The organism is Pseudomonas helleri, from assembly GCF_045830615.1.
GTDB classification, from domain to species: domain Bacteria; phylum Pseudomonadota; class Gammaproteobacteria; order Pseudomonadales; family Pseudomonadaceae; genus Aquipseudomonas; species Aquipseudomonas helleri.
This window is the reverse complement of the sequence record NZ_CP174501.1, coordinates 4,494,288-4,514,390: the sequence shown is the minus strand read 5'-3', so window position 1 is coordinate 4,514,390 and position 20,103 is coordinate 4,494,288. Positions and strand designations below refer to the sequence as shown.

The window sequence follows — 20,103 nt, the reverse complement described above, 5'->3', positions numbered from 1 at the left end:
GAGGCAAGCTCGCTCCTACAGGGGGTTACGCACGCGCCTCGACTGTCACCCAATACCGGGTAAAGCGTCTGACCCGCACCGGCAGGCTGATTTCCAGCAGGCTAAGGATCCGCTCGCTGTCGTCTATCGGGTAAGTGCCGGAGATCAGCAACTCAGCGACTTTGGGGTCGCAATTGAGTTGGCCGCGGCGGTAGCGGCCCAGTTCGGCCAGAAAGTCTTGCAGGCGCATATGTGCGGCCACCAGCATGCCGTCAGTCCAGGCGCCGCTGCCAGCGTCCAGCGCCTGCGGAGTGCTCCAGGCCAAGCGGTTAAAGCTCACTTGCTGATGGGCGTTTACCCACAACGGGCCGCCGGTGTGATCGGCCGGTGACAGCGCAACCCGGCCGTCAAACACGGCCAGTTCGGTGCGGTTATTGAATTGACGCAGGTTCAGGCGCGCGGCCTGCGGCTGTAACAGGCCGTCTGCGGTGAGTACCTGCAAAGGCCGGGGATCTTTAGCGGTAATCAGCTGCATCTCGCCCTCCAGCAGACGAATCACGCGCTGCTGGGCGTTGAAGTTCACATCCACCGAGCTGGCGGTGTTGAGCTGGATCAGGCTGCCATCTTGTAACTGCACTTTGCGACGCTGGCCGACCGGGCTGCTGTAATCCGCCAGCAGCGGGGTGATCGTCAATTGGTCGCGTAGGCCGTAGGTCAGTGCCGAGCCCGCGCCTAACAACAGCAACAGCTTGAGGGCATGACGACGGCTGCTGCTTTTCGGCGCGTTCAACGCGGCGTGGGCCAGGGGCGAGGACAACCCGCGCAAGCGTTGGTTGACCCGCTGAATATGCTCCCAGGCGCGTTGGTGTTCGCTGTGGGCCTGGAGCCAATGCTCCCAGGCTTGCTGGCGCCGGGGGCTGAGCGCGCCGCCCTGCATTTCCACCAGCCAGCTCACCGCTTGCTCGGCGACCCCCGGGGTGATGTCTGGCGGATGATTAAAGGCGCCGTTCACAGGGCGAAGTAGCAGCGCAGGGCGGCTTTGTTCAGGTGGCGTTTAACCGTGGCAATCGAAATGCCCAGTTGCGCGCCGATCTCGGCATAGCTCAGGCCATCGACCTGTGCCAGCAAAAAGGCACGCTTGACCGGCGAGGGCAGGCCGTCGAGCAATTGATCCAGCTCGGCGAGGGTTTGCAGGATGATGGCTTTGTCTTCTTCAGACGGCACCAGCGTCTCGGGCAGCTCTGCCAGCGCCTGCAAATAGGCGCGCTCCAGCTCCTGGCGACGATAGTGGTTAAACAGCACGCGCTTGGCGACCACGGTCAAAAAAGCCCGGGGTTCGGCAATGGTCGGTGTTTCGCGGGCGGTCAGCAGCCGCATAAAGGTGTCTTGCGCCAGATCGGCAGCGCCTTGCGGGCAACCCAGCTTGCGCCGCAGCCAGGCGGTGAGCCAGCTGTGGTGGTCCTGATAGAGAACCTCGACGGTGTTTGACGGGGGCAACGACCACTCCAGCTGCGCAGAAGGCGCTTTAGAGAACAAGAATTGTTCGCATTGTAGTGGCGAGGGATTGGATTGAGCAATCACCCTTGATCAAAGGATTCAGCACAGCCCGTCATCTGCTTTTGCCTATGAGAATATTTATCATTAATATCCGCCTTCTTTTTGACTTCCCGCCTCGACGCCCATGAACCCTCCCGAACTCAAGGATGGACCTGGCAGTGAATCGCGCCATGGACGTGCGCATTTTCTGCAGGTGTTTTTATCCCAGCGCCCACAAATGGAAGCGCTGGTCAGCCGCCGCGTGGGCTGTCGGGCCACGGCCGCCGATCTGGTTCAGGATTTGTTTTTGCGGTTCTGGCGACGGCCATTGGTTCAGGTCGAGGAACTGGGCACTTATTTACTGCGTTGCGCGGGCAACATTGCCATCGATCATCTGCGCAGCGAAGGCAGCCGCGACCGGCTCAACCAGCATTGGCAGGCCGAGCCTGACGCCCAAGGCTGTGAGCCGCAGGCGGCGCTGGAGGCGGGCAATGATTTGCGCCAGGTCGAGGCGGCGTTGCGCAACCTGCCAGAGCGCACCCGGCACATCTTTTTGCTCAATCGCATTCATGGCCGCACTTATGCCGAGATCGCCAAGGTCACGGGCGTGTCCCAAAGTGCCGTCGAAAAACATATGATGCGCGCCCTAGAGGCCTGCAAGGCCAGCTTGCGAGAGCCGCCAGGGACAGCATCGTGACTCAACATTCGAAGATCCAGGTGACACCCGAGCAGGAGCGCACCGCGCTGCAATGGCTGAGCGTGCTGCATGATCAGCCCGACAGCGGCGACCAGGCCACCTTCAGCCGCTGGCTGCAAGCAGACCCGGCCCATGCTGAGGCCTACGCGCAGGCGCAAGTGGTGTGGGAGTTGAGCGAAGTGGCGGGCAACACCTTGGCCAATGAAGAAGCGCTGGTGATGCAACGCTACCTGTCGCAGATGAACGTTAGCCGTCGTCATCGCCTGGCACGCTGGTCCAGCGGCCTGGCCGTGGCTGCCTGCCTATTGCTGATGGTCGGGGTGTTCGCCGGTTGGCAGCCCATGCGCTGGCTAAATGATCTGGGTGCCGATTACGTCAGTGCGCCGGGGCAAGTGCGAACCCTGACCCTGGCCGATCGATCCGAAGTGACGCTGGGGGCCGACAGCGCCATTGCCGTGAACTTCAGTGGGAACGAGCGGCATGTCGAATTGCGCCGGGGTGTGGCGTTTTTTCACGTCACTCACACCGGCCAGCCATTTGTGGTGGATGCCGACGGCGGCGAAGCGCGGGTGCTGGGCACCGAGTTTGAGGTTCGTTTACAACCCGGCGGCGCGCAGGTCACGGTGTTGTCCGGGCGGGTCGGGGTCAAGGCGGACAAACAGGCACCGCAGCAGATTCTGACTGCCGATCAACAAGTGGCCTACGCCGCAGGCACGGCAGACACCGTGCACCGCGTCGACAGCCTTGCACAACTGGGCTGGCGCACGGGCTGGCTGACGTACTACAAAACCCCGCTGGCCGATGTCGTGGCCGACCTCAAGCGTTATTACCCCGGGCAAATTGTGCTGCTGAATGCGCAGTTGGGTGAACGGCGTATCAGCGGCAGCTTCCCCAGCCAGGACCCGCAAACAGTGATTAACTCCCTGCAAGGCGTGCTCGGGTTTGAACAGCACAACCTGTTCGGGAAGGTGATTGTTCTGCGCTGATTATCTGCCGATGTGGGCTTTTAATCGTGGTAGTTAAAATTATTTTTCAACAACAGGTGAGGTAAACCCTGAGCCCATCCGTGTAGTGCTTGAAAATGCGAAAAATTCGTATTCCGTAACAAGTCATACACAGGTCATGAGCATGAAGTCCAGGGCAAGGTCGGCGGCAGGCGGTTCGGTAAAGCAGTGGATGGGCGCGTCTGCGTTGGTGATGGCAGGTCTGGCACTCAGCCCGTTGAGCGTGGCGTTGGCGCAAGAGGTTGCGCAGCAGCAACCCGTGGCGCTGTTTGATTTCAATCTGCCGGCCAAGGCATTGCCCCAAGCATTAAACGATTTCAGCCGCTTGACCGGCCTCAGTGTGGTCTACACCGACGAGGCGCCCTTTGGTCTGCAAGCACCGGCCATTAAAGGTCGCCTGAGTGCAGATCAGGCCTTGCAACAGCTGCTGGCGCATTCGGGCTTCAACGTCCGCCGCATTGACGCCACCACCTTCGCCCTTGAGCCGCAGCCGACCGGAGATGCGCTGAATCTGGGGGCGACCAGCATTACCTCGCAGATGCAAAACGACACCACCTATCAGCCTCCCGCCACGTCATCGGTGATGCGCGGCACGGGTTCGTCCATGGAAACCCCGCAAACCATCAACGTGGTGCCCGCGCAGGTGATTCGCGATCAGGCGCCACGCAACCTCGATGACGCCCTGAACAACATCAGCGGTATTACTCAGGGCAATACGCTGGGCAGCACCCAGGACTCGGTGATGAAGCGCGGTTTTGGTGACAACCGCGACGGCTCGATCATGCGTGACGGCATGCCCATCGTGCAGGGGCGGGCGCTGAATGCCACCGCTGAGCGGGTCGAGGTGCTTAAAGGCCCGGCTTCGTTGCTCTACGGCATTCAAGACCCGGGTGGCGTGGTCAACGTGGTCAGCAAAAAACCGTTGCTGGAGCAGTACAACGCCGTGACCGTGCGCGGTTCGAGCTATGGCTCGGGTAAAAACGGCAGCGGTGGCAGCCTGGACAGTACTGGCCCTTTGGGTGATTCGGGGCTGGCTTACCGGATGATCGTCGACCACGAAGACGAAGATTACTGGCGCAACTTTGGCGTGCACCGCGAAACCCTCGTGGCGCCGTCGCTGGCTTGGTACGGCGACAACACTCAAGTGTTAATGGCCTACGAACACCGCGAATTCCTCTCGCCATTTGACCGTGGCACGGCGATCAACCCTGCGACCAACCATCCGCTGGACATCCCGGCCACGCGCCGTCTTGATGAGCCTTTCAACAACATGGAAGGACGTTCGGACCTGTACCGCTTTGAAGTCGATCATGACCTCAACGACGACTGGAAAGCCCACTTCGGCTACAGCTGGAACCGCGAAACCTACGACGCCAGCCAAGTGCGTGTGACCAAGGTCAACTCGGACGGTACCTTGACCCGCAGCATGGACGGCACCAAGGGCGCCCTCACCACCGACCGCTTTTCTACGGTCAGCCTGCAAGGCAAAGTTCAGGCGGCCGGTATGCAGCATGACCTGGTGTTTGGCCTGGATGACGAATACCGCAAAATCTACCGGGCTGAATTGATCCGCCAAAACAGCAAGTCCACCTTCAGCTACCTCAATCCGGTGTACGGCAATGAAGTGGCGGGCACCACGGTCAGCGCCAAGGACAGCAACCAGACTGACCTGCTGCGCAGCGATTCGTTATTTGCACAAGACTCCATTCACCTCACCGATCAATGGATTCTGGTGGCGGGTGCGCGTTTCCAGAAGTACGACCAATTGGCGGGTAAAGCCATCCCGTTCAAGGCCAGTACGGATACCAACGGGGTTAAATGGATTCCGCGTGCAGGGCTGGTGTACCGCTACACCGATGAGTTGTCGTTCTACGGCAGCTACACCGAATCGTTCAAGCCCAACTCCAGCATCGCCCCGCTGGATGGCGGCGTGGTACTCGACTCGGCCATTGCTCCTGAGCAGTCAAAATCGTGGGAACTGGGCGCCAAGCTGGACATTCCGGGACGCATTACCGGCACGGTGGCGTTGTACGACATTAAAAAACGTAACGTACTGGTGTCGACAACCGTGGGCGCAGACACCGTTTACTCGACTGCGGGCCAGGTTCGCTCACGTGGCCTGGAACTGGACGTCAGCGGTCAGTTGAGTGACAACTGGAGCCTGATTGGCAGCTACGCCTACACCGATGCTGAAGTGACCAAAGACAACACCTACCAAGGCATGCGCTTGCAGAACGTGGCCAAAAACAGCGGCTCGGTGTCGGCAGTGTATGACTTCGGCAACATCATTGGCGGTGACAGGTTGCGGGTCGGTGCGGGTGCCCGTTATGTGGGCGAACGGGCGGGCGATGCGCTGAACGACTTCGACCTGCCGTCGTACACCGTGGCCGATGCCTTTGCCACCTACGACACCCGCATTGAAGGGCAAAAGGTCAAATTCCAGTTCAACGTCAAAAACCTCTTTGACCGCACTTACTACACCTCGGCGGCCAGCCGTACCTTCGTCTCGATCGGAGATTCGCGCCAGTTCACGCTGTCCAGCACCCTGGAGTTTTAAGCCCTGCGATTTTTGGCCGGACGTAGCCTCGCGGTGCTCGTCAACGACTACGGGGATGGGCGCCCTGCTGTAGGAGCGAGCTTGCCTCTCGATCTTTTGATCTTTAAAAGCTCGCACCTACAACTTTACAAAAGCCGCCCGGTACTCCCCCGGCGTGGCGCCCATGCTTTGCTTGAACCGGTTGGTGAAATGGCTGGCACTGGCAAAGCCGCAGGCCAGGGCGATGTCGCCCAGCGCCAGCGAGCTGTTGCGCAATAGCTCGCGCGCGCGGGCCATGCGTCGGGCCAGCACGTATTGATGCGGCGGCACACCGAAGCTTTCACGGAACATGCGCGCAAAGTGGTAGGGCGACAGCGCGCATTGCGCCGCCAGTTGCCCGATGCTGAGCGGCTCGGCCAATGAGTGCTCAATGCTCTCAACCAGGTGGCGACGCTGATGGGCGGCCAATCCGCCTTTAAGTTGCAGCCCGTCGCGCATGCCCACCTGATTGAGCAACGCATGGTCGAGCAGAGTGCTGGCCAGGCTGCTGGTCAGCAGGCGTTCGCCCGGCTCGCTCCAGTTCAGGTTGATCAACTGATGAAAGCGCAGGCTTTGCTGCTCGTCTTCTTGAAAGGTGATTTCGCGCAGTTGCAGGCTGCGCGGTTCGCGGTCGAGCAGGGTGATGCAACCCAGGGCGAATTGCTCCTGGCTGACATACACGTGCGCCAGGCGAATTTCGCCATTGATGATCCACGACGATTGATGTTCGGCGGGCAGCACGCAGAGCTTGCCCGGCGAGCCTTTGCTGCCCGGTTTTTCGCGACGAAAGGTGCCCGTGCCGCCCGAGATGTAGCACGACAAGGTGTGATGCGTCGGCGCCTCGTAGCTGCGCGCGTCGTGATGGTTGCTCCACAGCGCCGCAGCCATGCCGTCACCCAGTTCGGCGCTGTGCTCCAGTCGGGCATTGGGCGAGCTGCCCATGGCTTGAAAAACGTGCAGGGTGTGCAGTGTGTGCATGGTCAATTCTCCAACGCCTTGCATCCTACTCCGTCACAGGCCGCCTGCCAGCCCCGGGCAAATAAAAGCGCAAGAATCTGCAAGTGCCGCACAACGCAGGGCCACACACTGCAAGCCATTGACGGGAGTGCGCCATGAATCTGTTTTTGTATGTGTTAACGGTTTTGATCTGGGGCACCACGTGGATCGCCCTCAAACTGCAATTGGGCGTTGTCGCCATTCCGGTATCGATTGTTTATCGCTTTGGGCTGGCGGCGCTGGTGTTGTTTGCCGTGTTGTTGCTCAGTCGCAAGCTGCAAGTGATGAACAAGCGCGGGCACTTGATCTGCCTGGCTCAGGGCTTGTGCCTGTTTTGCGTGAACTTCATGTGTTTTTTGACCGCCAGCCAGTGGGTGCCGACGGGGTTGATTGCTGTGGTGTTCTCCACGGCTACCTTGTGGAACGCCTTGAATGCGCGGGTCTTCTTCAAACAGAAAATCGCCCGTAACGTGATTGCCGGCGGAGCATTGGGTTTGCTCGGTCTGGCGCTGCTGTTCTGGCCGGAACTAAGCGGGCACACCGCGACACCACAAACCTTGCTGGGGCTGGGCCTGGCCCTGATCGGCACGATGTGTTTTTCGGCGGGCAATATGCTCTCCAGCCTGCAACAAAAAGCCGGGCTCAAGCCGCTGACCACCAATGCCTGGGGCATGTTGTATGGCGCGGGCATGCTGGCGGTGTACTGCGCGTTTAACGGCATCCCGTTCGACATGGAATGGAACACGCGCTACATCGGCTCGCTGTTGTACCTGGTGATCCCGGGCTCGGTGATTGGCTTTACCGCGTACCTGACCCTGGTCGGGCGCATGGGCCCGGAGCGCGCGGCGTATTGCACGGTGCTGTTCCCGCTGGTGGCGCTGAACGTGTCGGCGTTTGTCGAAGGCTACCAGTGGACAGCCCCCGCGCTGGCCGGGCTGGTTCTGGTGATGCTGGGCAATGTGCTGGTGTTTCGCAAACCCAAGCTCGTGCCGATGACAGCCAAACTGGCCTGATAACGTTAAATTTCAGGCGCGGGCTTTTGCCTTTGAAGATCAAAAGCCCCTCACCCTGGCCCTCTCCCGGAGGGAGAGGGGACTGATTGGTGGATACAGGTTAGCCTTTGAATACCTGCGGGTTGACCAGATCTTGCGGGCGTTCGCCGAGCAAGGCGCTGCGCAGGTTCGCCAACGCACGGTTGGCCATGGCTTCGCGGGTTTCTTCTGTGGCCGAGCCGATGTGAGGCAAGGTCACGGCGTTTTTCAGGGAAAACAACGGTGACTCGGCCAAAGGCTCTTTCTCGTACACGTCCAAACCTGCACCGCGGATGGTGTTGTTTTGCAGGGCGTGAACCAGCGCCGCTTCGTCTACCACCGGGCCACGGGAGATGTTCACCAGAATCGCGCTTTTCTTCATAAGGTTCAGTTCGCGCTCGCTGATCAAGTGCTTGGTTTTCTCGCTCAGCGGCACCACCAGGCAGACGAAGTCAGCCTCGGCCAGCAACTGATCCAGCGTGCGGAACTGTGCGCCCAATTCTTGCTCAAGTTCCGTCTTGCGGCTGTTGCCGCTGTACAGAATCGGCATGCCGAAACCCAGGCGGCCACGACGGGCAACGGCGGCACCGATATTGCCCATGCCGACGATACCCAGCGTTTTGCCGTGCACATCGGTGCCGAACAAGGCTGGCCCTACGCTGGCTTTCCATTCACCAGCCTTGGTCCAGGCGTCCAGCTCTGCCACGCGGCGAGCGGCGCTCATGATCAAGGTAAAACCCAGGTCGGCGGTGCTTTCGGTCAGCACGTCCGGGGTGTTGGTAAGCATCAGCCCGCGTTCGTTGAAGTAATCGACGTCGTAATTGTCGTAACCCACCGAGACGCTAGACACCACCTCAAGGTTCTTGGCGTTTTCCAACTGCTTGCGACCCAGCTTGCGGCCAACGCCGATCAAGCCATGGGCGTGGGGCAGGGCTTCCTCAAACTGAGCATTGATATCGCCCAGCTTGGGGTCAGGCACGATGACGTTGAAATCCTCTCGCAGGCGCTCGACCATTGCTGGCGTGACGCGGCTGAAGGCAAGTACGGTTTTCTTGGTATTAGAAAGACTCATCGGTACAAGGCTCGTCGGCTGTCGGGAATGTAAGCACGCTAACATTCATTGCCATTTTTTGCAGCGCCTTGGCGTTTTCAGATTGCGCTGAAGCGCTGCGCCAAGCCCAATTCGGCAAATTGCTCGATGATGAAATCGACAAATGCCCGGGTCTTGCCGGGCAGTAATTTGTGCTCGGCGTAGTAGATCGAAATGATTCCATCATCGACATACCAGTCAGGCAGTACGCGCACCAGTTCGCCACTGTGCAGGTAGGGCACGGCGAACGGCATGCTCACCAGGGCGATACCAAGGCCCTGGGATGCTGCGACGCAGGCGGCTTGCGAGTCGCTCATGGTCATCCGCGCCCTGAGGCTCAGGGGCGCATGCTCATGCATGCGGCTGGTTAATTGCCACGTGCGGATACGACCGGTTTGCGGGGAGCGGATCAAGATGCCATCACCGTGCTCCAAGTCAGCGGGCGTCAGGATACTCGGGTGTTGTGAAAGGTAATTGCTAGATGCTACTAACACGCGATGGGCGGGCGTGAGCCTGCGTGCGACGACGCCCTGCGGCAGCTCAAAGCCGCCCCCTATGGCGGCATCAAACCCTTGGCCGATCAGATCAACCTGGCGGTTATCGAAGTGCCAGTCGGGCGTGATCGCCGGGTAACGGCGCAAAAACTCGCCAAGCAACGGCACCACATACATCACCCCAGTGAGTACCCCCATGCTGACCTTGAGTGTGCCGACGGGGCGCCCCTCAGCGCTGGCCAAGTTGGCTACCGCGTTCTGGATCGTCGTCAGGCTTGGCCCCACTTCGGCCAAAAACACCTTGCCGGCTTCTGTCAGGGTCAGACGGCGGGTACTTCGCTGGAACAAGCGAACACCTGCCCGAGCCTCCAGCTTGGCAACACTTTTACCCACTGCGGCCGGGGTCAGGCCCAGTCGCCGGGCAGCTTCAGCAAAACTTCCGACTTCGGCGCTACGAACGAAACATTCGATACTGCTAAAGCTTTCCATGGGCAAAACTCACAACTTTTGGTTTACACAGACTATAGCAATCACGGTCTACTCAGCCGGGTAGACGAGGTCGATACTGGCTCCATCGACAAGGCAATCTCGCCTTGCACGTTGGGAGCTACTCATGAGCACAGCAAACCTTCACGGCAAAGTCGCTTTGATCCAGGGCGGTTCACGCGGCATCGGTGCCGCCATTGTCAAACGTCTGGCTGAACAAGGTGCGAGCGTTGCGTTTACCTTCGTCAGTTCGGCCAACAAGGCCCAAGAACTGCAAAACAGCCTGATTGCCAGCGGCAGTAAAGCTTTGGCCATTCATGCTGACAGCGCCGATGCCCAAGCGATTCGTGACGCCGTTGATGCCACTGTCAAAGCGTTCGGACGTCTGGATATTCTGGTAAACAACGCGGGCATACTGGCCGTCGGGCCGCTGGAAGATTTCAGTCTGGAAGATTTTGATCGCACCTTGGCCATCAACGTGCGCAGCGTATTTGTGGCCACTCAGGCGGCGGCTAAATACATGACTGAAGGCGGACGTATCATCAATATCGGTAGCACCAACGCCGAGCGCATGCCATTCGCCGGTGGCGGGCCTTATGCCATGAGTAAATCAGCGCTGGTGGGTTTGACCAAAGGTCTGGCTCGCGACTTGGGGCCGCGGGGCATCACTATTAACAACGTTCAGCCGGGCCCGGTGGACACTGACATGAACCCGGCGTCGGGCGAATTTGCTGACAGCCTGATCCCGCTGATGGCCATTGGGCGATATGGCAAAGCAGATGAAATCGCCAGCTTTGTCGCTTACCTGGCAGGTCCGGAAAGTGGCTACATCACCGGGGCCAGCCTGACGGCGGATGGTGGTTTTAGCGCCTGATACCTGTGGGGCGTGCCGCAGGCTGCGATCTTTTGATGTGCAAGATCAAAAGATCGCGAGCAAGCCCGCTCCCACCGTTCGCCTTAGCTGTACGTAGCCAGTTCTACCTGATGCGCGGTCAGTATTTCGGGCAGCGTGCCGCGCAGGAACTCGACCCAGGTTTTGATCTTCGCATCCAGGTATTGGCGCGATGGGTAGATGGCGTACAGGTTGAGCTCTTGCGAACGGTACTGCGGCAATATCCGCACCAGGGTGCCATTGCGCAGGCCTTCGATGGCGGAGTACAGCGGTAATACGCCAACGCCCATGCCGCTGATAATCGCGTTGCGCATGGCATCGGCCGAGTTGACCAAAAACGGCGAAGAATTGATCAACACCATTTCCTGGCCTTCGGGGCCTTCAAACACCCACTTGTCCAGGGCAATCACCGGGCTGACCAGGCGCAGGCAGGCGTGGTTGAGCAAGTCGCTGGGTTTGAGCGCTTTGCCGTTGGCTTTCACGTAGTCGGGAGAGGCGCAGACGATGCTGTAGGTGATGCCCAAACGCTGGGACACAAACCCCGAGTCCGGCAGTTCGGTGGCCAGCACGATCGAAATGTCGTAGCCCTCGTTGAGCAAATCCGGCACACGGTTGGCCAAGGTCAGGTCGAAGGTCACGTCCGGGTGCGTCTTGCGGTAGCGGGCAATGGCGTCGATCACGAAGTGATGGCCAATGCCGGTCATGGTGTGCACTTTCAGTTGCCCGGCCGGGCGCGAGTGCGCATCGCTGGCCTCGGCTTCAGCTTCTTCAACATACGCCAGGATTTGCTCGCAACGCAGCAGATAGCGCTTGCCGGCTTCGGTCAGGGCAATGCGCCGGGTGGTGCGGTTGAGCAAGCGGGTTTGCAGGTGAGCCTCAAGGTTGGAGACCGCGCGCGAGACGTTAGCGGTGGTGGTGTCCAGCATGGCGGCCGCGGCGGTAAAGCTACCGGCTTCGGCCACACAACTGAAGGCGCGCATGTTTTGCAAAGTGTCCATGAAGTGCTCTCAGGGCGGTATAGGGGACAGCAACAAAGGAGACAGCGACAAATTGTGACATGAAGTTTCAGGATTTACTGAGCGGATCTCATGCGACTTACGGATTATTCTGTGAACGGTAATAAAGAATCACAGTTATGCCAGCTTATCGTTGCCCCTGCCAAGCCATAGACTTATCTATCTCGAAATACCTCCCCTCATGTCAGGAATTTGCAGCAGTGCAGCGTCGCATCAGCAGAGAGCTTAAAGCCCTCAGTGTTCTGGCTTTATCGTTGGCATTAAATGGCTGTATCGGTTTCGGCGGCATTGCCCCCAAGGGCGAAATGCTCAATGCCAATACCCTGGCCACTGACGAGGCGATTAAAAGCGCCGCGCAAGACGCAAACTGGCCCACAGCCCAATGGTGGCGCGCTTATGGCGACCCGCAATTGGACAGTTGGATCAGCCTGGCTGTACAGGGTAGCCCGACCATGGCAATCGCCGCCGCCCGTGTGCGGCAGGCCAAAGCCATGGCCGGTGTGGCCGAGTCTGCCGAGTCCCTGCAAGTCAATGGCACTGCGGCGCTCAAACGGCATGGCTGGCCGTCGGACCAGTTCTATGGTCCCGGTGGTCTGGACAGTGCCAATACGTGGGACAACAACGCCCAGTTAGGCTTCAGTTATGCGCTGGATTTGTGGGGCCGCGAGAGCAATACCACCGAGCAAGCGGTGGACATGGCCCACATGAGCGTGGCCGAGGCGCGTCAGGCGCAACTGGAGTTGCAGAACAATGTGATCCGCACCTACATCCAGTTGTCGCTGCACTACGCGCAACTCGACATTGTTGAATCGACCTTGCACCAGCAAGAACAGATCCGCGACCTGGCGCAGCGACGCCTGGACGGCGGCATCGGCACCCATTTTGAAGTCAGTCAAGCTGAAGCGCCGCTGCCCGAAACCCATCGCCAGATCGACGCACTGGAAGAAGAAATCGCCCTGACGCGTAACCAACTGGCCGCGCTGGCCGGTAAAGGCCCAGGCGAGGGCGCACGCCTCAAACGCCCGACCCTGGCGTTGAACACGGTGCTCAAACTGCCATCGACGTTACCTGCGCAGTTGTTGGGCCAGCGCCCGGACGTGGTTGCCAGCCGTTGGGAAGTGGCCGCGCAAGCCCGTGGCATCGACGTTGCCCATGCCAATTTCTACCCGAACGTGGACTTGGTCGGCAGCCTTGGTTTTATGGCCACAGGCGGCACCGCACTGGGTTTTTTGACGGCACAAAAAATGAGCTACAACGTCGGCCCGGCAATCTCCTTGCCGATCTTTGATGGCGGCCGCTTGCGCTCAGAGTTGGGCGCGGCATCGGGCGGTTATGACCTGGCGGTGGCCCGGTACAACCAGACCTTGGTCAACGCGCTCAAAGGCATCTCTGACCAGTTGATCAAACGCGAGTCCATGGACAAGCAGCAAGTGTTCGCGGCCGAGTCGGTGGCTGCGGCGCAGAAAACCTATGACATCGCCATGATCGCCTACCAGCGCGGCCTCACCGACTACCTCAATGTGCTCAACGCGCAGACCCTGCTGTTCCATCAGCAAGAAGTCCAGCAGCAAGTCGAGGCGGCGCGCTTGAGTGCTCACGCAGAATTGGTGACGGCATTGGGCGGGGGCCTGGAAGCAGGCAGCGACGTCCCCAAAGACGACCGTTATGCGCCGAACAAACCTGGGGCGGTCATGGCCTTGTTCAATAAATGACGCAGCGCCCCCACCCTGTAGGAGCGAGCTTGCCTCGCGATCTTTTAAAGATCGCAGCCTTCGGCAGCTCCTACGACGAGTTCCGGTTTCACACTTTTGAGAGCCTGTAGATGAACCACTTGCCCGCCCCGGTACGCTGGCTGTATTCGCTGGAATGGCGCCGAGGCTTTTTTGACTGGGCACGCAGCGATGGCGTGACCTGGGTGCATATTTTCAAAGTGTTGATTGCCGCATTTCTGACCCTATGGTTGGCCATGCGTCTGGAATTGCCACAACCGCGCACCGCGATGATCACCGTGTTTATCGTGATGCAGCCGCAAAGCGGCCAAGTGTTCGCCAAAAGCTTTTACCGGTTTCTAGGCACCCTGACCGGTTCGGCAGTGATGGTGGCGTTGATCGCCTTGTTTGCGCAAAACACCGTGCTGTTTCTCGGTTCGCTGGCGATTTGGGTGGGCATCTGCTCGGCCGGTGCGGCACGTTGCCGTAACTTCCGCGCCTATGGCTTCGTGTTGGCCGGTTACACCGCCGCGATGGTGGGGCTACCCGCTTTGGCACATCCGGACGGTGCGTTTATGGCCGCCGTGTGGCGGGTGCTGGAAATCTCGCTGGGCATTTTGTGCTCAACCGTGGTCAGCGCCGCGATCCTGCCGAAAACCGCCGGGGCAGCGATGCATGACGCGCTGTACAAGCGCTTTGGTGTGTTTGCCGGATTTGTCGCTGAAGGCCTGCGCGGCCAGTCGACCCAAGAAGCCTATGAAGCCAGCAATGTGCGCTTTATCGGCGAGAGCGTGGGCCTGGAAGGCATGCGCAGCGTGACGGTTTTCGAAGACCCGCACATGCGTCGGCGCAGCGGCCGTTTGAGCCGCCTCAACAGTGAATTCATGGCCGTGACCACGCGCTTCAACGCCTTGCATCAACTGCTGGCGCGGTTGCGCTCGCGGGGCGTGGGCTCGGTGATTTCGGTGGTCGAGCCGGAGATGGAATTGCTCGCGCAGTTGTTGGAGGCCTATTCGGGCCGCTCCCTGACCGACAAAGACGCCGTGGTGCTGGCCGAACAATTGGCCGAGTTCAAGACCCGCCTGCCGGCCCAGGTCCGCGCACTGCGGGTGAGCTTTCTCGAAAACCAGCCCAGCGACACCGAGTTTCTCGACTTCAACACCGCTTTCGAACTGCTGTTCCGCTTTGTCGACGATTTGCACAACTACGCGCTGACCCATGCGTCGCTGGCCGATCACACCCACGAACGCGAGCGTTGGGACCAACCCTTTATCTCCCAAACCAACTGGTGGTCGGCGGCCGCTTCAGGGATCCGCGCGGCCTTTATCCTGGTGGTGCTGGGCACTTACTGGGTGCTGACGGCCTGGCCGAGCGGGGCGATGATGACCCTGATTGCCGCCGCCACCGTCGGCTTGTCAGCGGCCACGCCCAACCCCAAGCGCATGGCCTTTCAAATGGCCTGCGGGACTTTTATCGGCGCGATAGTGGGTTTTGTCGAGATGTTCTTTGTGCTGCCGCACATCGACGGTTTCCCGCTGCTGTGCCTGGTCTTGACCCCGGTGATCGTGTTCGGCTCGTTCCTCACCTCGCGGGCCAACTACGTGGGCGTCGGGCTTGGCTTGCTGATCTTTTTCAGCACCGGCTCGGTGCCTGACAACCTGACCATCTACAACCCGTACCAGTTCATCAACGACTACATCGCCATGGTCATGGGCATGCTGGTGTGCGCAGCGGCCGGGGCAATCATTCTGCCGCCCAACAGCCACTGGTTATGGAGCCGTCTGGAGCAAGACCTGCGTGAACAAGTGGTGTACGCCATCAGCGCCAAGTTGCGCGGCTTGAGCTCCAGCCTCGAAAGCCGTACCCGCGACCTGATGCACCAGGCGTATGGCCTGGCTGCCGGTCAGCCCAAAGTGCAACGCGAACTGCTGCGCTGGATGTTTGTGGTACTGGAAGTGGGCCACGCGATCATCGAGCTGCGTAAAGAACAGGCGATTTTGCCGATTCACCCGGCGTATGCCGAATCGCAGCCTTGGCGCCAAGCCATCCGCGTGATGGGCCGTTCGCTGGTGCGTTTGTTTATCGCCCCCAGCGAAAACAACCTTGAGCGCGCGCTGATTGCGGTCGATCACGCCATCAGCCGGGTGCAGGCCGCCGACGAACCCTTCGCGCGCAATTTCGACACCTCGGCGTTGGTCCGGGTGCAAAGCTACCTGCACTTTATTCGTACCTCACTGCTCGACCCGCAATCGCCGCTGGCTCATTTTGCACAGCCGCAAGGACTTGAACATGCCTCGTGAAATCGCCTTCCACGGCGTCTACATGCCCACCATGACCCTGATGTTTTTTATCGCGGCGGGGTTGGCATGGGGCTTTGACCGACTGTTTTCCGGCTACGACCTGTACCGCTTCTTCTGGCACCCGGCGCTGCTGCGCCTGAGCCTGTTCATTTGTCTTTTTGGCGCCATGGCGCTCACTGTTTACCGTTGAGACTGATCCGATGAAAAAGTTCTTCAGCCTGCTTGCCACCTTGCTGGTTCTGGCCCTTGCGATATGGATCGGCCGCACCCTTTGGGAGCATTACATGAACACCCCGTGGACCCGCGACGGGCGGGTCCGCGCCGATATCATCAACGTGGCCGCAGACGTCAACGGCTACGTGGTCAACGTGCCGGTCAAAGACAACCAGTTGGTGAAAAAGGGCGATGTACTGCTGGAAATCGACCCGGAGCACTACGAAATTGCCGTCAAACAGGCCGAGTCGCTGGTGGCTTCACGCAAAGCCACCTGGGAGATGCGAAAACAGAACGCCCGTCGCCGGGCCGACATGGACAACCTGGTGATCTCCCGCGAAAACCGTGACGACGCCGGTAACATTGCCGATTCAGCCCTGGCTGATTACCAGCACGCACAGGCGCAACTGGACGCGGCCAAGCTCAACCTTAAACGCACCAAAGTCGTGGCCACCGTTGATGGCTACGTGACCAACCTCAACGTGCACCCGGGTGACTACGCACGGGTCGGCGATCCGAAAATGGCGGTAATCGACAAAGATTCGTTCTGGGTCTACGGCTTCTTCGAAGAAACCAAACTGCCGCACATTCACGTTGGCGACACCGCAGAGCTGCAAATGATGAGCGGCGAAGTGTTGAAAGGCCACGTAGAAAGCATCTCGCGCGGTATCTACGACCGCGACAACCCCGAGAGCCGCGAACTGGTGGCGGACGTCAACCCGACCTTCAACTGGGTGCGTCTGGCCCAGCGTGTGCCGGTGCGCATCCACATCGACGAAATCCCGGACGGCTTCCTGCTGGCGGCGGGCACCACCTGCACCGTGATTGTTGATCAAACCGATAAATAAGCTGCACAACTGTGTAGGAGCGAGCTTGCCTCGCGATCTTTTGATTTTTATCCAAAAGGCTTTAAACGCCGCAATGACTATCTGCGAGTAATAGATCAAAAGATCGCGAGACAAGCTCGCTCCTACAGGTTTTGGCAATAGGGTAAATACCCGCTTAATCCGCGCTAAACGTCTCATGCAAATGACGCCACAGCACCTTGCCACTGGCGTCGCGCTCAAACACTACGGTGGCCCGGCGGTCCGTGCGGGTGCCGTTGTGTTCTTCTTGCAACTCCCGGTAGCTGACCACCGCGCCTTCTGCGTGCAAGGCGATGCCCTGGAATTCGCTGAGGGTGATTTTTAACCCCGGGCGGGCCCCGCGCAGTTGCTCAAACAGGGTTTCGACACCGTTGGCATCCAGCACTTTGCCGGTCGGGGTGATCATCGAAAACTGTGCAGAGAAACGGGCAAGCAGCACCGGCAACACGCCCGGTTCCAGGCCGGAAAACCAGCCTTCAATCTCAACGTGGGTTTCGGTTACAAGGTCGAAGTAGCTCGAATAATCAGTCATCACAGTTTCCAGATCAGGGCGCCAGCAAGGCCAGCACGTGTGGAGTATTGAGGCGTAACACGGGGATAAGCGGCGCCAGGGTTAATACGCAACCGATGGCAAAGCATAGGGCAAAGGCGTGGGGCGTCGAGGTGATTGTGCTCAAGGCGGCGAACAACGCCATCATCAGCGCCGGACCGAGCAAAAAACTCAACTGGCGGTTGATATTCCACAGCGCGCTGGCGTGCCCCATGCGTTCGGGCCTGACGTCGATAAACGCGGTGTTTTGCGCGGTACTGCTGCACAGGCTGCCGCCAAATCCCATCAGTGCGTACAGGGGGATCGCCAGCCACAGGTGTGAACTGTCCACTTGAATCAGCAAACCAATGCCCAAGGCTTGTGCACCCATGCCCAGCAGCATCAAGGGTTTGGGCCCCAGTTGGTTGAATTGATAACGGCTCACCATAATGCCCAGCGCCGACGCCAGCGCCCACGGCAGCATCAAGGCGCCGGTCTGCGCAGGGCTCAAGCCCAACTGATGCAAATACAAAATACTCACCAGTTGGGTACCGATAAAAATTCCCGCCACACACAGGTACATCAGCATGGCGACGCGCAACAGCGGGCTTTTCAGCAAGCCGCCCATGCTGCGGGCGCCGGTTGCCAGGTTGTTAAGGTTGAGTGCCGGGCGCTCGGTGGGGCGTGGTTCGGCTTTGATCCACACACCCGCCAGCACCAGGGCCAGTAATGCCAGCGGCAGGTTAGCGTAGAACACTCCGCGCCATGACCCGTACTCTACGATCCAACCGCCCAATGCCGGTGACAGCGCCGGTACCAGCAGCGCGACCAATAGAATCACCGATGTCAGGCGCGCCCGCTCACGCACCGGAAAGTGCCGGTAGACCATGGCCTGGCCGACCGGGATCAACAACCCGCCACCCAGGCCCTGGAGCAAGCGCCAGCCGATCAGCGCCTCGATTGAACCGGCTTGTGCGACACACCACGACGCGACACTGAACACCAGCAGCGAGGCAAGAATCAGGCGCTTCTCGCCAAACACCGAGGCCAGCCACACGCTGGGCAAAATGATCAGCGTGAGGCCGAGCATGTAGGCGTTGCCGATCCAGGCCAGTTGATTGACCGAGGCGTGCAGCATCTGGCCGATCTGCGGGTAGGCAATCGATGCGGCGAACATGTTGACCAGGTCCAGTGCAAAGCCGAGCACATAGATCAGCGCGAGTTTGTTGCGGTAAGCCATGTGGGGCTCCTTGAAAGAGCCTGCACAGTAAGTCGCTTTTTCCTTTAGAGAAACGGTCTGCGCCCTGCTAGATTGTCAAAAATATTTTGACAGTCAGCGGGTTTAAACATGGTCAGCCTCGATCGATTCGACACCTTCAAAGCCGTGGTCGAAGCCGGCTCATTGACCGCAGCCGCTGATTTGCTGGGCCAGACCCGGGCCGTGGTCAGCTTCAACATCAAACGCCTGGAGGCTGAGCTCGGGGTGACGCTGCTCATCCGCAACACCCGGCGGCTGGCGTTGACCGAGGCGGGCGAACGTTTCTATGTGCGCTGCCTGAGCATGCTCGAAGAAGCGCGGCTGGCGATTGACGAGGCGCGCAGTGAACACACCGAACTCAAGGGCACGCTGCGCATCACCACCACGGTGGAGTACGCGTTGGCCAAAGTGGTGCCTGCGCTGGAGCTGTTTCGCGCCCGGCACCCGGAACTGAACGTGCATCTATCGACCTCTTCGACCCATGCAGACCTGATCTCAGAGCGTTTTGACGTGGCCCTGCGGCTGGGCCGCGTGCTCGACTCCAGCCATCGCGCCGTGCAGTTGCGCACCTTTGAGATTCTGCCGGTGGCCTCGCCGGGCTTTGTTGCCAGCCTGGCGCCGATCAACAGTGTGCAAGCCCTTGAACAAGCGCCGTGGTTGGAACATGGGCGGGTCGGTGAGTTGAGCATTACCGAGTTGAGCAGCGGCAGCGTTCGACCTTATCAACCCAACCCGGCGAATGCGCGGATTAAAGCCGACAATTCATCGGTGCTGCAAGCGTTTGCCTTGACCGGGCAAGGCGTGGCGATTTTGCCGGACTGGCTGATCGAGGACGATTTGCAGGCCGGCAGGCTGGTGCATCTGCTGCCCGGCTGGCAACTCACGCGCCAGGGCATCTATGCGCTGTACCCCGACACCCGTCATTTGCCCCTGAAAGTTCGCGTGTTTATTGATTTTATGAAGACCCGCGGATAACTAACCCAATTAATACTAAAGTTATAACGCCATTGTTTTATTTTTTTTTATAAAAAAATAAAAAGTTCTGAATAACGCATTGAGTGCGTATTCCGTTATCACGCGCTGTGCGTTTTATTATCATGCCGTGTGCGTTGATGTGACATGGATTGTCAGTGGCGGGTGATTGAATACGCGTTGAATGTGCGTGCACTCATCGGGTGCAAAAGAGGGAATTAGCCTGTTTTGAAATTGTCGGCTGTATGGCTAGTATTGTCCCTGCATTGCCAGAGCTGTATTGGCATAGAACTTGGAAGTCGTCCACCTGACGGTTTTAATTATTACGCGTTGTCTGGGTGTGTTCACCATGGTTAACGAATGGATTCGTAGAGCGTATGTCCAGCTGCTGTCAATCGAGAACCTGCCTTCTCGTGGCCAGCCCGGCCCGGCACAAAGCCCGGTCGCCCGCGTTTGCCCT

General features: G+C 59.4%; 18 protein-coding genes. 10 read left to right on the top strand and 8 right to left on the bottom strand.

Going from position 1 to position 20,103, the window contains the following annotated elements:
• Positions 1-25: 25 nt before the first annotated feature.
• Together ACJJU9_RS20305 and ACJJU9_RS20300 are read right to left on the bottom strand one after the other, a co-directional pair.
• On the bottom strand, positions 26-991 hold the full coding sequence (locus ACJJU9_RS20305; RefSeq protein WP_407729392.1) for a FecR domain-containing protein: 966 nt from the start codon (positions 989-991) through the stop codon (positions 26-28).
• On the bottom strand, positions 988-1,476 hold the full coding sequence (locus ACJJU9_RS20300; protein WP_048368275.1) for a sigma-70 family RNA polymerase sigma factor: 489 nt from the start codon (positions 1,474-1,476) through the stop codon (positions 988-990). The genes ACJJU9_RS20305 and ACJJU9_RS20300 overlap by 4 nt, the downstream gene beginning before the upstream one ends.
• A 184-nt stretch (positions 1,477-1,660) precedes the next feature.
• On the opposite strand from ACJJU9_RS20300, the gene ACJJU9_RS20295 reads away from it, so the two are divergent.
• The 3 genes from ACJJU9_RS20295 (at position 1,661) to ACJJU9_RS20285 (ending at position 5,773) form a co-directional block, all read left to right on the top strand.
• Positions 1,661-2,212: an RNA polymerase sigma factor gene (locus ACJJU9_RS20295; protein WP_407729391.1), complete on the top strand. Its 552-nt coding sequence runs from the start codon at positions 1,661-1,663 to the stop codon at positions 2,210-2,212.
• Positions 2,209-3,198, top strand: a complete 990-nt coding sequence (locus ACJJU9_RS20290) for a FecR family protein (protein ID WP_407729390.1) — start codon at positions 2,209-2,211, stop codon at positions 3,196-3,198. Before ACJJU9_RS20295 ends, ACJJU9_RS20290 begins: the two co-directional genes overlap by 4 nt.
• A 142-nt stretch (positions 3,199-3,340) precedes the next feature.
• Positions 3,341-5,773, top strand: a complete 2,433-nt coding sequence (locus ACJJU9_RS20285) for a TonB-dependent siderophore receptor (protein WP_407729389.1) — start codon at positions 3,341-3,343, stop codon at positions 5,771-5,773.
• A 117-nt stretch (positions 5,774-5,890) separates the two neighbouring features.
• Here the strand turns inward: ACJJU9_RS20285 and ACJJU9_RS20280 are convergent, their stop codons facing one another.
• Positions 5,891-6,769 (bottom strand): helix-turn-helix domain-containing protein, encoded by an 879-nt coding sequence (locus ACJJU9_RS20280; protein WP_153331685.1) that lies wholly within the window; start codon positions 6,767-6,769, stop codon positions 5,891-5,893.
• A 134-nt stretch (positions 6,770-6,903) separates the two neighbouring features.
• On the opposite strand from ACJJU9_RS20280, the gene ACJJU9_RS20275 reads away from it, so the two are divergent.
• A complete protein-coding gene (locus tag ACJJU9_RS20275) occupies positions 6,904-7,800 on the top strand; it encodes a DMT family transporter (protein WP_407729388.1) in 897 nt (298 codons plus the stop codon).
• Positions 7,801-7,900: 100 nt separating this feature from the next.
• On the opposite strand, the gene ACJJU9_RS20270 is transcribed toward ACJJU9_RS20275, so the two are convergent.
• Together ACJJU9_RS20270 and ACJJU9_RS20265 are read right to left on the bottom strand one after the other, a co-directional pair.
• The gene (locus tag ACJJU9_RS20270; RefSeq protein ID WP_407729387.1) at positions 7,901-8,890 is read right to left on the bottom strand and encodes a 2-hydroxyacid dehydrogenase; all 990 of its coding nucleotides are present in this window, start codon (positions 8,888-8,890) and stop codon (positions 7,901-7,903) included.
• 77 nt (positions 8,891-8,967) lie between these two features.
• Positions 8,968-9,891 (bottom strand): LysR family transcriptional regulator, encoded by a 924-nt coding sequence (locus tag ACJJU9_RS20265; RefSeq protein ID WP_407729386.1) that lies wholly within the window; start codon positions 9,889-9,891, stop codon positions 8,968-8,970.
• A 124-nt stretch (positions 9,892-10,015) separates the two neighbouring features.
• Here ACJJU9_RS20265 and ACJJU9_RS20260 point away from each other — a divergent pair, with 124 nt between their 5' ends.
• Entirely contained in the window at positions 10,016-10,762 is a 747-nt protein-coding gene (locus ACJJU9_RS20260) for a 3-oxoacyl-ACP reductase family protein (protein WP_273220319.1), read from the top strand.
• Between the two features lie 83 nt (positions 10,763-10,845).
• On the opposite strand, the gene ACJJU9_RS20255 is transcribed toward ACJJU9_RS20260, so the two are convergent.
• A complete protein-coding gene (locus tag ACJJU9_RS20255; protein ID WP_048368263.1) occupies positions 10,846-11,778 on the bottom strand; it encodes a LysR family transcriptional regulator in 933 nt (310 codons plus the stop codon).
• Between the two features lie 218 nt (positions 11,779-11,996).
• Between ACJJU9_RS20255 and ACJJU9_RS20250 the strand changes: the two genes are divergently transcribed.
• The 4 genes from ACJJU9_RS20250 to ACJJU9_RS20235 all read left to right on the top strand — a co-directional run bounded on the left by ACJJU9_RS20250 (position 11,997) and on the right by ACJJU9_RS20235 (position 16,866).
• A complete protein-coding gene (locus ACJJU9_RS20250) occupies positions 11,997-13,508 on the top strand; it encodes an efflux transporter outer membrane subunit (RefSeq protein WP_048368261.1) in 1,512 nt (503 codons plus the stop codon).
• 110 nt (positions 13,509-13,618) lie between these two features.
• Positions 13,619-15,805 (top strand): FUSC family protein, encoded by a 2,187-nt coding sequence (locus ACJJU9_RS20245; protein ID WP_048368259.1) that lies wholly within the window; start codon positions 13,619-13,621, stop codon positions 15,803-15,805.
• On the top strand, positions 15,795-15,995 hold the full coding sequence (locus tag ACJJU9_RS20240; RefSeq protein ID WP_048368258.1) for a DUF1656 domain-containing protein: 201 nt from the start codon (positions 15,795-15,797) through the stop codon (positions 15,993-15,995). The genes ACJJU9_RS20245 and ACJJU9_RS20240 overlap by 11 nt, the downstream gene beginning before the upstream one ends.
• A 10-nt stretch (positions 15,996-16,005) precedes the next feature.
• Complete coding sequence (locus ACJJU9_RS20235) at positions 16,006-16,866, top strand: efflux RND transporter periplasmic adaptor subunit (protein ID WP_407729385.1); 861 nt, start codon at positions 16,006-16,008, stop codon at positions 16,864-16,866.
• A 154-nt stretch (positions 16,867-17,020) separates the two neighbouring features.
• On the opposite strand, the gene ACJJU9_RS20230 is transcribed toward ACJJU9_RS20235, so the two are convergent.
• Together ACJJU9_RS20230 and ACJJU9_RS20225 are read right to left on the bottom strand one after the other, a co-directional pair.
• A complete protein-coding gene (locus ACJJU9_RS20230; RefSeq protein WP_407729384.1) occupies positions 17,021-17,416 on the bottom strand; it encodes a DUF4440 domain-containing protein in 396 nt (131 codons plus the stop codon).
• A 13-nt stretch (positions 17,417-17,429) separates the two neighbouring features.
• On the bottom strand, positions 17,430-18,653 hold the full coding sequence (locus ACJJU9_RS20225; protein WP_407729383.1) for an MFS transporter: 1,224 nt from the start codon (positions 18,651-18,653) through the stop codon (positions 17,430-17,432).
• Between the two features lie 108 nt (positions 18,654-18,761).
• Here ACJJU9_RS20225 and ACJJU9_RS20220 point away from each other — a divergent pair, with 108 nt between their 5' ends.
• A complete protein-coding gene (locus ACJJU9_RS20220) occupies positions 18,762-19,646 on the top strand; it encodes a LysR family transcriptional regulator (protein ID WP_407729382.1) in 885 nt (294 codons plus the stop codon).
• The last annotated feature ends 457 nt before the right edge of the window (positions 19,647-20,103 follow it).

Coding starts and splice junctions, on each gene's coding strand:
- ACJJU9_RS20295 (WP_407729391.1), top strand. CDS start 1,661: ATGAACCCTCCCGAACTCAAGGATGGACCTGGCAGTGAATCGCGCCAT.
- ACJJU9_RS20285 (WP_407729389.1), top strand. CDS start 3,341: ATGAAGTCCAGGGCAAGGTCGGCGGCAGGCGGTTCGGTAAAGCAGTGG.
- ACJJU9_RS20280 (WP_153331685.1), bottom strand. CDS start 6,769: ATGCACACACTGCACACCCTGCACGTTTTTCAAGCCATGGGCAGCTCG.
- ACJJU9_RS20255 (WP_048368263.1), bottom strand. CDS start 11,778: ATGGACACTTTGCAAAACATGCGCGCCTTCAGTTGTGTGGCCGAAGCC.
- ACJJU9_RS20240 (WP_048368258.1), top strand. CDS start 15,795: ATGCCTCGTGAAATCGCCTTCCACGGCGTCTACATGCCCACCATGACC.
- ACJJU9_RS20225 (WP_407729383.1), bottom strand. CDS start 18,653: ATGGCTTACCGCAACAAACTCGCGCTGATCTATGTGCTCGGCTTTGCA.
- ACJJU9_RS20230 (WP_407729384.1), bottom strand. CDS start 17,416: ATGACTGATTATTCGAGCTACTTCGACCTTGTAACCGAAACCCACGTT.
- ACJJU9_RS20235 (WP_407729385.1), top strand. CDS start 16,006: ATGAAAAAGTTCTTCAGCCTGCTTGCCACCTTGCTGGTTCTGGCCCTT.
- ACJJU9_RS20270 (WP_407729387.1), bottom strand. CDS start 8,890: ATGAGTCTTTCTAATACCAAGAAAACCGTACTTGCCTTCAGCCGCGTC.
- ACJJU9_RS20265 (WP_407729386.1), bottom strand. CDS start 9,891: ATGGAAAGCTTTAGCAGTATCGAATGTTTCGTTCGTAGCGCCGAAGTC.
- ACJJU9_RS20260 (WP_273220319.1), top strand. CDS start 10,016: ATGAGCACAGCAAACCTTCACGGCAAAGTCGCTTTGATCCAGGGCGGT.
- ACJJU9_RS20275 (WP_407729388.1), top strand. CDS start 6,904: ATGAATCTGTTTTTGTATGTGTTAACGGTTTTGATCTGGGGCACCACG.
- ACJJU9_RS20220 (WP_407729382.1), top strand. CDS start 18,762: ATGGTCAGCCTCGATCGATTCGACACCTTCAAAGCCGTGGTCGAAGCC.
- ACJJU9_RS20245 (WP_048368259.1), top strand. CDS start 13,619: ATGAACCACTTGCCCGCCCCGGTACGCTGGCTGTATTCGCTGGAATGG.